Genomic DNA, 12667 nt, shown 5'->3' on the forward strand with positions numbered 1-12667 from the left:
CCTCCTGCGTCACCGGTCAAGGCGGTGACGCCAAGCAGGCATGGCTGGATGCGGAATTCGCGCGGCCGGGTTCCCCCGCGTGGCCTTCTCCGCCGGTCAGCGGGAGGCTTTGGCGGATGCGGCAGGGGTGGCAGGTGCAGGCGCGGCAGGCGTGCTCTTCTTGCGTGCGCGGTAAGCGGCGGCCTTGATCTTGTTGCCGCAGGACTCCATGCCGCACCAGTGCCTTCGCATGCCGCGGGAGCGGTCGATGTAGACGCGGGTGCACTCGGGGTTGCCGCACTCCTTGAGCAGCGGTACGTCCGGGCCGCTCAGCAGTTCCACAGCCTGGCGGGCCACGGTGGACAGCGCTTCTTGTGAGGTGGCGTCGGTCCGGCGCCCGGCACTGGTGAGCTGCGGGGCCGCGGCGGGCTTGCGGGCGGCCCCGTTGAGCACTTCCCGGGCCCGCTCGCCGAACGCCGCACCGAGACGGCGGGCGGTGATCAGCTCGTAGACCGCTTCCCGTACGGCCTTCGCGCGCTCGACGTCGATCGGCCGGCTGGGCGTCACGGAGTCCACGATCCCGGATTCCAGGTACCACGCGTCCAGCCGCTCCGGCATCGCGAACATCTCGAAGCGCGTGGAGCGGCGGGCCCTGAGCGTGGCGGCGAAGTCGAGGGCCGGGTGTCCGCAGACGAAGACATGATCGAGATTCACGGTCACCATTCTGACGGGTGACCGCGGGGGCGACAAAGCCCGTCGCCCGGCAGCCCCTCAGTCTCCCGCAGGCGCACCGGCCAACCCCAGCCGCACCCGGCGGTCGCTCCAGCGTCGCCGCAGCCACCGGTCGTGGCTGGCCACGACGATCGCGCCCGGCCCGGGGCCGAGGGCGTCCTCCAACTCGTCGCACAGGCGCGGGGACAGGTGGTTCGTCGGCTCGTCCAACAGGAGGAGGTGGGGTGGGCGCGCCACCAGGAGGGCCAGCGCGAGCCGGCGGCGCTGGCCGACCGACAACCGGCCCACCGGCTTGTCGAAATCCGCCGCGTGCAGCAGACCCAGCGTGCTCAGCGGAACGGCCTCCGACCGCTGGGCGCCCAGCACCTGCGTATAGGTGTCGCGCGCCGTTCGCTCCGGGCGTTCGAATGCGGTGTCCTGCGTCAGCAGGCCTACGGAGATGCCCGGGCGTCTGCGCACCTCGCCCTCGGCGCGCAGACGCCCGGCCAGCAGTGACAGCAGGGTCGACTTTCCGGCCCCGTTGTCACCTGTGACCAGAAGGCGGTCTCCAGGTCCGACGTCCAGGTGCGCGAGGGTCAGCCGGCCGGGCACCCGTACGTCGCGCAGCGCCACAAGGCCGCCGTCCACCGGCTCGTGTGCGGGTGCCGGTCCCGTTTCCCGCGCCGGTTCGGCGGTGAGCGCGGTGGCGTGCAGGCGCAGTGGCCGGGGCGGTTCGCCGACCTGGGCTCTTTCCAGCTCGTCGAGCCGGCGGGTGGCGTTGCGTACCCGCCGGGAGATCTGCTGCTGCACGCGGCCGGCTCGGTGGCCGTAGCCCATCTTCTCGTTGTCCCGCCGTCCGCGGTCCGGGGCCACACGGTGCGCGGTCACCCCGGCCGAGCGGCGCAACGCCGCCAGTTCCTCCTGTTCCTCGGCGTACCTCCGTTCCCAGCGCTCCCGCTCCGCCCGCTTCTGGGCCTGGTAGGCGCTGTAGTTCCCGCCGAAACGCACAGGGCCGTCCACGGCCGGATCGAGATCGATCAGTTCCGTGCAGACGGCGTCGAGGAACGCCCGGTCGTGGCTGGCCGCCACGACCACCCCGGGCAGCTCGCGGATCTGCTCCTCCACGAAGGCAGCCGCGTCGTCGTCCAGGTGGTTGGTCGGCTCGTCCAGCAGGAGCGCCGCGGGGCGGCGCACCAGGAGGGCGGCGAGGGCGAGCCGGCCGCGCTGGCCGCCGGACAGGGAGCCGAGCGTCCGGTCGTGCGCGAGGCCGCCGAGGCCCAGCCCGTCGAGGACGAGCGCGGCCCGCCGGTCGGCGTCCCATGCCTCGCGTTCCTGGGCCCGTTCGAGCCGTTGCCCGTAGGCCTCCAACAGCTCGGCGTGGGCGGGGCGGTCCTCCGGGGTGTCGGCGAGCAGCCGGGTGAGCCGGTCGAGTTCGGCCAGGTCGGCGCGGGCTTCCCGCAGGGCGTCGTCCAGTACCCGCGCGATCGTCGCCTCGCCGCCGAACGGCATCTCCTGGTGCAGGAAGCCCAGGTCGTGCGGGCGGGTGACCTGGCCGGCGTCGGGTTCGTCCACGCCCGCGAGCAGGCGCAGCAGGGTCGACTTGCCGGCACCGTTCTCACCGATCAGGCCGACGCGGTGGCCGGGGGCCGCGGTGAGGGAGACGCCGTCGAGGACGCGTCGGGTGCCCAGCGTACGGACGAGATCGTGGGCGAGCAGAGCTGGTCGGGGCATGGTGGTCCACCTGATGTGAGCGAAGGTACGCGGCCCGCCGGGTGACACGCCTCGGGCGGGCCAGGCCGTGATCCGGCGCCTCACATCTCGGGGGCCGCCGCCTCCCGCAGCTCGCCGTCGGCCAGCCGCAGCCACCGGTCGACGCCGATCCGGGCGAGGAAGCGTTCGTCGTGGCTGACCACGACGAACGCGCCCTGGTAGGAGGCCAGCGCACTCTCCAGCTGCCCGGCGCCGACCAGGTCGAGGTTGTTCGTCGGCTCGTCCAGGAGCAGCAGTTGCGGGGCCGGTTCGGCGCACAGTACGCACGCCAAAGTGGCGCGCAGCCGCTCACCGCCGGACAGTACGCGTACCGGCAGGTGCGCCCGGGGGCCGCGGAAGAGGAAGCGGGCGAGCAGGTTCATCCGCTCCGCCTCCGTGCGGTGCGGGGCGTACGCGGCGAAGTTCTCGGCCACGGTCCGGGACGGGTCGAGCAGGTCGAGGCGCTGCGAGAGGTAGGCGATCCGGCTGTCGGCCCGCTTGATCTGCCCCGCGTCGGGTTCGAGGTCGCCGTTGAGCAGGCGCAGCAGTGTGGTCTTCCCGGCGCCGTTGGGGCCGGTCAGCGCGATGCGTTCGGGGCCCCGGATCGTCAGATCGACGCCGTCCGCCGCGAACAGGGGCCGCTCGCCGTGGCTGACGCGCAGGCCCTCGCCGAGGAACAGGTTGCGGCCCGCGGGCACGTGGGTGGCGGGCAGGTCCAGTGTGATGCGCTGCTCGTCGCGTACGGCGCGCCCCGCCTCGTCCAGGCGGGCCCTGGCCTCGCTGACCCGCGAGGCGTGCATCTGGCCCGCCCGGCCGGCCGCCTCCTGGGCACCGCGCTTCATGTTCCCGGCGAAGATACGGGGCAGGCCCGCGTTCTTGAGGTTGCGGGAGGCGTTGCCGGCGCGGCGCTCGGCGCGCTCGCGGGCCTGCTGCAACTCCCGCTTCTCCCGCTTGAGTTCCTGCTCGGCGTTGCGGACGTTCTTCTCGGCCACCTCCTGCTCGGCCTGTACGGCTTCCTCGTACGCGGTGTAGTTGCCGCCGTGTACGCGCAAAGAACCGCGGTCGAGCTCGGCGATACGGTCCATGCGGTCCAGCAGCGCGCGGTCGTGACTGACCAGGAGCAGACAGCCGGGCCAGTCCCCCAGGACGTCGTAGAGCTTGTGCCGCGCGTCGAGGTCGAGGTTGTTCGTCGGCTCGTCGAGCAGCAGGACATCGGGCCGTTTGAGCAACTGCGCCGCCAGGCCGAGCGAGATGATCTGGCCGCCGCTGAGCGTACTCAGGCCGCGGTCCAGGGCCAGTCCCGTCAGGCCGAGCCGGTCGAGCTGGGCCCGGGTGCGTTCCTCGATGTCCCAGTCGTCGCCGATGGTCGCGAAGTGTTCCTCGCTCACGTCGCCGGACTCCACGGCGTCCAGGGCGCGGATCACCTCGGCGACGCCCAGCACCTCGGCCACGGTGAGGTGGGCGGTGAGCGGGAGGCTCTGCGGGAGGTAGCCCAGGACGCCGGAGACGGACACGGAGCCGGCGGTGGGCCGCAGCTCACCGGCGATCAGCCTGAGCAGCGTGCTCTTGCCGGACCCGTTGGGCGCCACCAGCCCCGTACGGCCGGCGCCGACGGTGAAGGAAAGGTCCTGGAAGACGGGGGTGTCGTCGGGCCAGGAGAAGGACAGATTCGAGCAGACGACGGAAGCGTCGGACATGGAAAACCTCGGAAAAGCACAACGGGCCCGGCGGACACCGGTGCCCGGGAACGGGCGAAGGGCACGACGAAGGCGGCCACCACGGCGGTGCTCCTGTGCACCGGCCGACGGCCGTCAGGTCCGGGTATCACCCGGAGATGTCGTCGTCACCCGCCACAGCTGCATCTCCTCGATCCGAGATCACGTCATCGCCAGGCTAACACCACCGCTCGGAGGCCGTGCGGGATTTTCGACCGGCCTCGGGCTCGGGGCTGCGCCCGGCGTCGAGGAGCGAGCCGCGGTGCGGCCATCGGTCGTGGGTCGGCTCACCGCACCCTATGAGAATCCGACACCGGAAAAGGGTGAAGTACTCGTACGCCTCACCATCGCGGGATGAATTTCATGGATGTCGGAGCCCGGACTTCCGGGGGCTCCGGATGGGCCGCTCCCACGGTTCTCGGAGTCGAGGGAACGGGATATGTGGGCGGCCTCGGCGAGGGGCCCGGGAATTCACCGCAGGCGACCGGACCTCCTGGTCCTACCGCATCGGCAGCTACGCCGAGTTACTCACCATTCCCGAGTCCGCGCTGGTCAAGGTGCCGTTGGTCGCGATGCGCTGACTTTTCTGGTCCGCCTGGCTGAGCTGGCGTGACAAGGTGGTGGACCGTTACCGGAAGCAGGGCTCCAACTGGCCGCGGGCATCCGGAGCTTGCAGGGCCAAGGAGAGATCGATGCCGGACTCGACGCCGGCAAGGCCGAGCGCGAACGGCTTCATGCCGCGGTCGCGCAGGGGCGAGGGCGCGAGCGGCGCGAGCGCCACGCCCCTGTGTCGCGCCTGATCCGGCCGATGGCGTGCCCGTTCGGTCCGGCGCGGGTTCCATTCGCCATTGCAACTACCTAGCGATCCAGCCGTGGTCCGACCGTTCCGGGCCACATCGACCGAATTCATCCGCGATTTCAGGACAGCTGTGCCCAAAGGGGGTTGTGGGACGGCCGCGGTCCATGACACTCATGTGCCTGAGAGCGCTCTCATCCCCGTCACACCTGAAGCCCGCGCGTCGGGGCGCCGTACGCACCCCGACGACGGCAACGAGTCGACGGCTCCCTGCCGTTGCGCACCGCCGGGCGCACCGCCGCCCGGCATCGGCAGCTGCCCGAGAAGGACCCGGCACGAACCGGATGAACTCGGTTGAGGAGGACCCATGCGCACTTCCGCCCGCTGGAGAATGACGGTCTGCGGCGTGCTCGCCGCCACCGGCCTCGCCCTCGGCACGGGTACGGCCCAGGCCGTCCCCATCGGCCAGACCATGACCGGCAAGATGACCTACTACAACGACCGGGGCTACGGCGCCTGCGGCACGTACATCGACGCCGCCTCGCAGGACTTGGTCGCCGTCTCCGCCGCCTGGTGGACCTCGCCCAACCCCAACAACGACCCGCTCTGTTCGGGCGTGAAGGTGCAGGTCACGTACAACGGCAGGACCATCACCGTACCGGTCAGGGACAAGTGTCCCTCCTGCGCCTCGACCCACATAGACCTCAGCCAGGCGGCCTTCCGCAAGCTGGTGCCGGCGGGCACCGACATGGTCGAGCGGGTCTCCTGGAAGTTCGTCCGCTGAACCGGCCGCGGCAGCCGCCCCGAGGTGACGGCTGACCGGTCGTGCGGCCGAAGCGGGGCGAGCCCGAGGAACACCGGCGCGCCCGCGTCGGGCCCGTCCCGTACCAGCCTGATCCAGTACGCAAGCAACGCAAACAACTTGCAATGCTTGCGCTAGTGTTGCGCAGATGACGCGACGACTTGCGCAGGTGGCGAAGAAGGTGGGCGTCTCCGAGGCGACCGTCAGCCGGGTGCTGAACGGCAAGCCGGGAGTCTCGGAGGCCACCCGGCAAGCGGTGCTCACGGCGCTGGACGTGCTCGGTTACGAGCGGCCGACCCAACTGCGCGGGGAACGCGGCAAGCTGATCGGGCTGGTGCTGCCCGAGCTGTCGAACCCGATCTTCCCGGCCTTCGCCGAGGTGGTCGGCGGCGCGCTCGCCCAGCGCGGACTGACCCCGGTGCTCTGCACCCAGACGCCGGGCGGCATCCAGGAGACGGACTACGTGGACCTCCTGCTGCAACAGCAGGTCTCCGGCGTGGTGTTCGCGGGCGGGCTGTACGCCCAGGCGGACGCACCGCACGACCACTACCGGCTGCTGCACGACAGGAACCTGCCGGTGGTGCTGGTCAACGCGCCGATCCCGGGCCTGGACTTCCCCTGTGTCTCCACCGACGACGCGGTCGCGGTGGAGCAGGCATGGCGGCACCTCGCCTCGCTCGGTCACGAGCGGATCGGCCTGGCGCTCGGCCCGTCCGACCATGTGCCCTCGCGGCGCAAGCTGGCCGCCGGACGGGCGGTGGCGCGGGCCGCGGGCGCCGAACTGCCGGAGGAGCGCGTGGTACGCGGTATGTACTCGATGGAGGGCGGCCATGCGGCGGCGTCCCGGCTGCTGGACGCCGGGGTGACCGGCGTCATCTGCGCGAGCGACATCATCGCGCTGGGCGCGGTGCGCGCCGCACGCCGGCGCGGGCTGCGGGTCCCGGACGACGTGTCGGTGGTGGGGTACGACGACTCGCCGCTGATGACCGTCACGGAACCGCCGCTGTCGACCGTACGGCAGCCGATCGACGCGATGGGCCGGGCCGCGGTCCAGCTGCTGACGGCGCAGATCGACGGCGGGGAGGTGGTCCGCGACGAGATCCTCTTCGAGCCGGAGCTCGTCGTACGGGGCTCTACCGGCCCGCTCGCCTCGCGTTAGGCCGCTGCCCGCCCCGTCAGCGATGCGTGGGACCGGCCGTCCGACCACGACGCGTCGGCTCGCCGCCGCCACCGATCGCACGGCCCGAACCGGACCACAACGCGCCCTGCCGGGCCCGCAGTTCCCCGCTCCCGGAAGGCCGTCGGACACTCGACCACCTACTGTCGAAGTTTTGCAGATTATGCACGTGTTATTGCGCTCTTCTGCCCCTGGTGCTTGAGTGTCCGCCGTCGCGCACTCCCGCACCGCTCACGCTCAGAGGGGTCCACCGATGTCCTCCACGAGAAGCCGTTCCCTCGCGCTCGCGTCCGTCACCGTCGTGTCCCTGACCGCACTCACCGCCTGCGGCACCAGCAGTAACGACAGCGAGGACGCGCCGGGCGGCAAGGTGACACTCTCCGTCAACGGGCAGCCGCCCACGACGCAGGCGTTCGAGCGCAAGCTCTTCGACCAGCACGTGGCGCAGTTCGAGAAGGCCAACCCGGACATCGACATCGTCCCGCACGAAGGCTTCATGGACCCGAAGACCTTCGGCGCCAAGCTCGCGGGCGGCAAGCTGGAGGACGTCTTCTACGTCTACTTCACCGACGCCCGCGGCCTGATCGCGAAGCATCAGGCGGCCGACCTCACCGACTACGTCAAGGACATGCCGCACCGCGGCGACGTCCAGAACGCGTTGATGAAGGCGTTCCAGGACGAGAAGGGCCGCCAGTACGGCCTGCCGACCGCCAACTACTCGATGGGCCTGCTCTACAACCGCGCGCTGTTCGAGAAGGCGGGGCTCGACCCCGACAAGCCACCGAAGACATGGGCGGACGTGCGCGCCGCGGCGCAGCGGATCGCGCGGCTCGGCGACAACACCGTCGGCTACGCCGACTTCTCCAAGAACAACCAGGGCGGCTGGCATTTCACCGCCGAGCTGTACTCCCGCGGCGGCCGGGTGGCCGCCCGGCAGGACGGGAAGTGGAAGGCCGCGTTCAACTCCGCGGCAGGCAGGACCACGCTCCAGGACCTGCACGACATGCGCTGGCTGGACGGCTCGATGGGCAGCAAGCAGCTGCTCCAGGCCGAGGACGTCCAGCGGATGATGGGCAGCGGCAAACTCGGGATGTACGTCTCGGCCGCCGACAACATCGCCGTCATCGCGAAACAGTTCGGCGGCGCGTACCGGGACTACGGTCTCGCCCCCGTCCCGGACGCCAGGTCGACCCTGATCGGCGGCGAAGGGTACATGATCAACCCCAAGGCGTCGCCGAAGAAGATCAGAGCCGGCCTCACCTGGTTGCAGTGGAAGTACCTGAACCCGGACCTCGTCGAACAGAACATCCGGGACAACGTCGCGGCGAAGCTGCCCATCGGGCTGCCCATGCCGCCCACCCCCGACATATGGAAGGGCTCCGTCCGCGAGCGGGTCGAGAAGGCCAAGCGCGCGCACGCCAACGTCCCCGTCGCCAACTACCAGCCCTTCATGGACGCGGCTCCCCGGGTCCCCGGCGTACTGGAGCCGCCGGAGGCACAGCAGGTCTACGCGGTGCTCGACACGGTGATGCAGGCGGTCCTCACCAGGGAGGACGCCGACATCGACGCGCTCCTCGCCACCGCCGAGAAGAAGGTCGACCAGCTCTACGGCGCCCTCTGATGGCCACCGCTCCCCTGCTGGAGAAGCCGGTGCCCCCGCCGCAGGCCGCCGTGGGACGGGAGCGCCGCGCCGCACGCCTCCGCCGTTCCGCGCGCGAGCACCTGACCGCGTACGGCTTCCTGTGCGCCGCCGTGGTGGTCTTCGCGCTGTTCTCGTGGTGGCCGATCATCCGCAATGTGCTGCTGAGCTTCCAGCACGTCGACTTCGCCACCGGCAGCACCTGGGCGGGCCCGGCCAACTTCGAGAAGCTCTTCCGCGACCCCCTGCTGGCCACTGCCTGGCGGAACACCGTGCTGTTCACCGCGTACGCCCTGGTCCTGGGCTTCTTCGTACCATTCCTGACCGCGGTGCTGCTCAACGAGTTCCGGCACGCGCGCGCGTACTTCCGCGTTCTGGTCCACCTGCCGGTGATGCTGCCGCCGGTGGTCGTGGCGCTGATGTGGAAGTGGTTCTACGACCCGGGCCCGGGTCTGCTCAACGAGCTCCTGCGCACCCTCCACCTGCCGACTTCCGACTGGCTGGACTCGTCCTCGACCTCACTGGTCTCCCTGGTGATCGTCTCCACCTGGGCCAACATGGGCACCGCCACGCTGATCTACCTGGCCGCGCTCCAGACCATCCCCGGCGAGCTGTACGAGGCGGCGGAGCTGGACGGCGCGAACCTGTGGCAGCGGCTGCGCCACGTCACGATCCCGCAGACCCGGTTCGTCCTGCTGGTTCTCCTGCTGCTCCAGGTCGTCGCGACGATGCAGGTGTTCACCGAGCCCTACGTGATGACCGGCGGCGGGCCCGAGGACTCCACCGTCACCGTGATGTTCCTCATCTACCGCTACGCCTTCGTCTACAACGACTTCGGCACCGCGAGCGCGCTCAGCCTGCTGCTGCTCCTCGTCCTCGCCGCCTTCTCCGCCCTCTACCTGCGCGTCACCCGCGGCGCCAAGGAGGACTGATGGCCGCCTCGACCCGTACGCTGGTCCGCCCCGCCGTCCTGCGCACCCGCAAGGGGAAGCTGATCTACTGGTCGGTGCTGGCCGTGGCCCTGGCGCTGTTCACCGTCGCCTTCCTCGTGCCGCTGTACTGGGCCGCGACGGGCGCGATGAAGTCCTCGGCCGAGCTGGCGCGGAACCCGCCGACCTATGTCCCCACCACCTGGCACCCGGAGAACTACGCCCGTGCCTGGCGCGAGATGGACCTGACCCGCTACTTCCTCAACACCGTGCTGCTGGCGGGCGGTGCCTGGCTGATCCAGCTGGCGGTGCAGGTGCCGGCCGCGTACGCGCTGTCCAAGCTGCGGCCCCGGTTCGGAAACATGGTGCTGGGGCTGATGCTGGTCACCCTGATGATGCCCGCCACCGCGCTGCTGGTGCCCGCCTACCTCACGGTCGTCGACGTCCCGCTGGTGCACCGGAACCTGATCAACAGCCCGAGCGCGGTCTGGCTGCCCGCCGCCGCCAACGCCTTCAACATCTATCTCCTGAAGAACTTCTTCGACCGGGTCCCCGACGAGCTGCTGGACGCCGCGCGGATCGACGGCGCCGGCCCGTTCGGCACCATGTGGCGGATCGTGCTGCCGCTGTCCCGGCCGATCCTCGCCGTGGTGTCGATCCTGTCGGTCGTGGCCGCGTGGAAGGACTTCCTCTGGCCCCTGCTGGTGCTGCCGGACCCGGCGAAGCAGCCGCTGAGCGTCTTCCTCCAGCGCGTCGCCCAGGACACGCCGCTCAACAGCCTGGTGGCGGGCCTGGTCATGGCATCGCTGCCGCTGATCGCGCTGTTCCTGGTCTTCCAGCGGCAGATCGTCGCCGGTCTCGGCGCGGGCAGCCTCAAGGGCTGACGCGCTCCGTACACCCTGTACGACCCGTACACCCCGTACGAAAGGATTGCTCCTTTGCCCCGCACGGACTGGTGGCGCAGTGCCGCCATCTACCAGGTGTACGTCCGGTCCTTCGCCGATGCGAACGGCGACGGGACCGGCGATCTGGCCGGGGTGCGCGCCCGGCTGCCGTATCTGGCGGCGCTCGGCGTGGACGCGCTGTGGTTCACCCCCTGGTACCTCTCCCCGCTCGCCGACGGCGGCTACGACGTCGCCGACTACCGCACCGTGGACCCGGTCTTCGGCACGCTCGCCGAGGCGGAGGCGCTGCTCGCGGAGGCGCGCGGGCTGGGCCTGCGCACCATCGTGGACATCGTGCCGAACCACGTCTCGGACCAGCACCCGTGGTTCAAGGCGGCGCTGGCGGCCGGCCCCGGATCGCCGGAGCAGGAACTGTTCCACTTCCGGCCGCCCTCCCCCGCGCCGCCGAACGACTGGGTGAGCGAGTTCGGCGGGGTGCCCTGGTCGCGTACGGAAAGCGGCCAGTGGTACCTGCACCTGTTCAGCCCCGAGCAGCCGGACCTCAACTGGAGCCATCCAAAGGTGCGCCAGGAGCACGAGGACGTGCTGCGGTTCTGGTTCGAGCGCGGCGCGGCGGGCGTACGGATCGACTCCGCGGCGCTGCTCGTCAAGGCCGACGGGCTGCCCGACATGCCCGGCGACGGCGGCCCGCACCCCTTCCACGACCGGCCGGAGCTGCACGGCATCTACCGTTCCTGGCGACGGCTGGCCGAGGAGTACGGCGCCGTGCTGATCGGTGAGATCTGGCTGCCGGACGCCGAGCGCTTCGCCCGCTACCTGCGCCCCGACGAACTGCACACCGCCTTCAACTTCGACTTCCTGGCCCGCCCCTGGGACGCGGCCGAACTGCGCGCGTCCATCGACCTCACCCTGGCCGCGCACGCCCCCGTCGGCGCCCCCGCCACCTGGGTCCTCGCCAACCACGACGTGACCCGTACGGTCACCCGCTACGGGCGGGACGGGGACACCGGATTCGCCTTCGCACGCAAGCGCTTCGGCGTCCCCAGCGACCTGGCTCTGGGCACCCGCAGGGCGCGCGCCGCCGCGCTGCTCAGCCTGGCCCTGCCCGGTTCCGTCTACCTCTATCAGGGCGAGGAGCTGGGCCTGCCGGAGGCGGAGATCCCGCGGGAGCTGATCCAGGACCCGATGCACGCCCGTTCCGGCGGGGTGGACCCGGGCCGGGACGGCTGCCGGGTGCCGCTGCCCTGGCGCGCCGAGGGCGACGGCCCGAGCTGGCTGCCGCGCCCGGCGGGCTGGGCGCGGTACGCGGCCGAACGGCAGGCCGCCGACCCGGACTCGATGCTCACGCTGTACCGGACCGCACTGCGGATACGGCGCTCCTTCCGGGACGCGGGCCCGCTGCGCTGGCTGCACACGGACGTACCGGACGCGCTGGCCTTCGCACGGACCGTGCCGGACGGCGGCATGGAGCTGACCGGCGGCACCGTTCTGTGCGTGGTCAACTTCGGACCGCGGGACATGGCGCTCCCCGCGCACCGTGAGCTCCTGCTCGCCAGCGGCCCCCTCACGCCAGGGGGCGCGCTGCCACAGGACACGGCGGTCTGGCTGCGGGCCTGACCCGGGCACGGCCGCCGTCCTCTCCCCGACGACTCCCCACGGAAGGGAATGTCATGGGCACCATCAAGTACGCCGCACCACGCACCACACACCGCACCAGAGCCTGGCGGCCCGTACTGGCCGCCGTGCTCGGCACCGGACTGATACTGAGCGGCTGGCAGACGGCTTCCGCCGCCCCGCCGGACAGCGGGGGCGCCGCGCCCCTTCCGGTCAGTCTCCGCGGCGACGGCGCCGCCCGCGCGCACGACGGCGACCCCGATTCGTACGCCAAGGGCAGCGACTCCCAGTGGGTACGGGCCGATCTCGGGGCGACCCGGCGCCTGGACCGGGTCGAGCTGAAGCTGCCCGGCGCGGCCCAGCAGGTCAAGCTCCAGGGCTCGGTCAACGGCCGCGACTACGTGGACCTGTCCGACACCCGGGCCCGCAAAGGTGACGTCACGCTGCGCCTGGGCGGCGCCCCGCTGCGCTACGTACGCGTCGTCGGCGCGCACCGGGTCGGCGAACTCGCGGTCTACGGCGCCGACGACACCACGCCCCCGGCGGCGCCGCGCGGCGTGCGGCTGACCGACGGGACGCTGAGCTGGGAGCGTAGTCCTGACGCGTCCGGTTACGACGTCTACGCCGATGGCCGACTGCGCGCCGGGCTGC

At 71.3% G+C, this 12667-nt stretch carries 10 protein-coding genes and 1 pseudogene; 7 read left to right on the forward strand and 4 right to left on the reverse strand.

The window, feature by feature from the left end; all coding sequences use genetic code 11:
- Positions 1 to 96: 96 nt before the first annotated feature.
- The 4 genes from ACH4FX_RS19875 to ACH4FX_RS19890 form a co-directional block, all read right to left on the reverse strand.
- Positions 97 to 693, reverse strand: coding sequence for a CGNR zinc finger domain-containing protein (locus ACH4FX_RS19875; RefSeq protein WP_398480657.1), 597 nt, complete (start codon positions 691 to 693; stop codon positions 97 to 99).
- Positions 694 to 750: 57 nt separating this feature from the next.
- Positions 751 to 2421 carry an ABC-F family ATP-binding cassette domain-containing protein gene (locus tag ACH4FX_RS19880; RefSeq protein ID WP_398480659.1) on the reverse strand — a complete coding sequence of 557 codons (1671 nt, stop codon included), beginning with the start codon at positions 2419 to 2421 and terminating at the stop codon, positions 751 to 753.
- 80 nt (positions 2422 to 2501) lie between these two features.
- Positions 2502 to 4136: a ribosomal protection-like ABC-F family protein gene (gene abc-f, locus ACH4FX_RS19885; protein ID WP_398480661.1), complete on the reverse strand. Its 1635-nt coding sequence runs from the start codon at positions 4134 to 4136 to the stop codon at positions 2502 to 2504.
- 646 nt (positions 4137 to 4782) lie between these two features.
- A complete protein-coding gene (locus ACH4FX_RS19890; protein ID WP_398480663.1) occupies positions 4783 to 4935 on the reverse strand; it encodes a hypothetical protein in 153 nt (50 codons plus the stop codon).
- A 382-nt stretch (positions 4936 to 5317) separates the two neighbouring features.
- On the opposite strand from ACH4FX_RS19890, the gene ACH4FX_RS19895 reads away from it, so the two are divergent.
- From ACH4FX_RS19895 to ACH4FX_RS19925, 7 genes and pseudogenes are all read left to right on the forward strand, one after another.
- Positions 5318 to 5734 carry a cysteine/serine endopeptidase inhibitor gene (locus tag ACH4FX_RS19895; RefSeq protein WP_398480665.1) on the forward strand — a complete coding sequence of 139 codons (417 nt, stop codon included), beginning with the start codon at positions 5318 to 5320 and terminating at the stop codon, positions 5732 to 5734.
- 166 nt (positions 5735 to 5900) lie between these two features.
- A complete protein-coding gene (locus tag ACH4FX_RS19900) occupies positions 5901 to 6911 on the forward strand; it encodes a LacI family DNA-binding transcriptional regulator (RefSeq protein WP_398480667.1) in 1011 nt (336 codons plus the stop codon).
- A 271-nt stretch (positions 6912 to 7182) separates the two neighbouring features.
- Positions 7183 to 8550 (forward strand): ABC transporter substrate-binding protein, encoded by a 1368-nt coding sequence (locus ACH4FX_RS19905; protein WP_398480668.1) that lies wholly within the window; start codon positions 7183 to 7185, stop codon positions 8548 to 8550.
- Positions 8550 to 9500, forward strand: coding sequence for a carbohydrate ABC transporter permease (locus ACH4FX_RS19910; RefSeq protein WP_398480670.1), 951 nt, complete (start codon positions 8550 to 8552; stop codon positions 9498 to 9500). The genes ACH4FX_RS19905 and ACH4FX_RS19910 overlap by 1 nt, the downstream gene beginning before the upstream one ends.
- Positions 9500 to 10381: a carbohydrate ABC transporter permease gene (locus ACH4FX_RS19915; RefSeq protein WP_398480672.1), complete on the forward strand. Its 882-nt coding sequence runs from the start codon at positions 9500 to 9502 to the stop codon at positions 10379 to 10381. Before ACH4FX_RS19910 ends, ACH4FX_RS19915 begins: the two co-directional genes overlap by 1 nt.
- 54 nt (positions 10382 to 10435) lie before the next feature.
- Positions 10436 to 12019 (forward strand): alpha-amylase family glycosyl hydrolase, encoded by a 1584-nt coding sequence (locus ACH4FX_RS19920; protein WP_398480674.1) that lies wholly within the window; start codon positions 10436 to 10438, stop codon positions 12017 to 12019.
- A gap of 53 nt (positions 12020 to 12072) precedes the next feature.
- Positions 12073 to 12498: pseudogene (locus tag ACH4FX_RS19925) on the forward strand (discoidin domain-containing protein); the annotation flags it as partial.
- Positions 12499 to 12667: the final 169 nt, after the last annotated feature.

It is taken from the genome of Streptomyces sp. NPDC018019 (genome assembly GCF_044327805.1).
Lineage (GTDB): Bacteria > Actinomycetota > Actinomycetes > Streptomycetales > Streptomycetaceae > Streptomyces.

Bases quoted from the DNA above. Each gene is read 5' to 3' on its own strand.
- ACH4FX_RS19880 (WP_398480659.1), bottom strand. From the start codon at position 2,421: ATGCCCCGACCAGCTCTGCTCGCCCACGATCTCGTCCGTACGCTGGGC.
- abc-f (WP_398480661.1), bottom strand. From the start codon at position 4,136: ATGTCCGACGCTTCCGTCGTCTGCTCGAATCTGTCCTTCTCCTGGCCC.
- ACH4FX_RS19895 (WP_398480665.1), top strand. From the start codon at position 5,318: ATGCGCACTTCCGCCCGCTGGAGAATGACGGTCTGCGGCGTGCTCGCC.
- ACH4FX_RS19900 (WP_398480667.1), top strand. From the start codon at position 5,901: ATGACGCGACGACTTGCGCAGGTGGCGAAGAAGGTGGGCGTCTCCGAG.
- ACH4FX_RS19905 (WP_398480668.1), top strand. From the start codon at position 7,183: ATGTCCTCCACGAGAAGCCGTTCCCTCGCGCTCGCGTCCGTCACCGTC.
- ACH4FX_RS19910 (WP_398480670.1), top strand. From the start codon at position 8,550: ATGGCCACCGCTCCCCTGCTGGAGAAGCCGGTGCCCCCGCCGCAGGCC.
- ACH4FX_RS19915 (WP_398480672.1), top strand. From the start codon at position 9,500: ATGGCCGCCTCGACCCGTACGCTGGTCCGCCCCGCCGTCCTGCGCACC.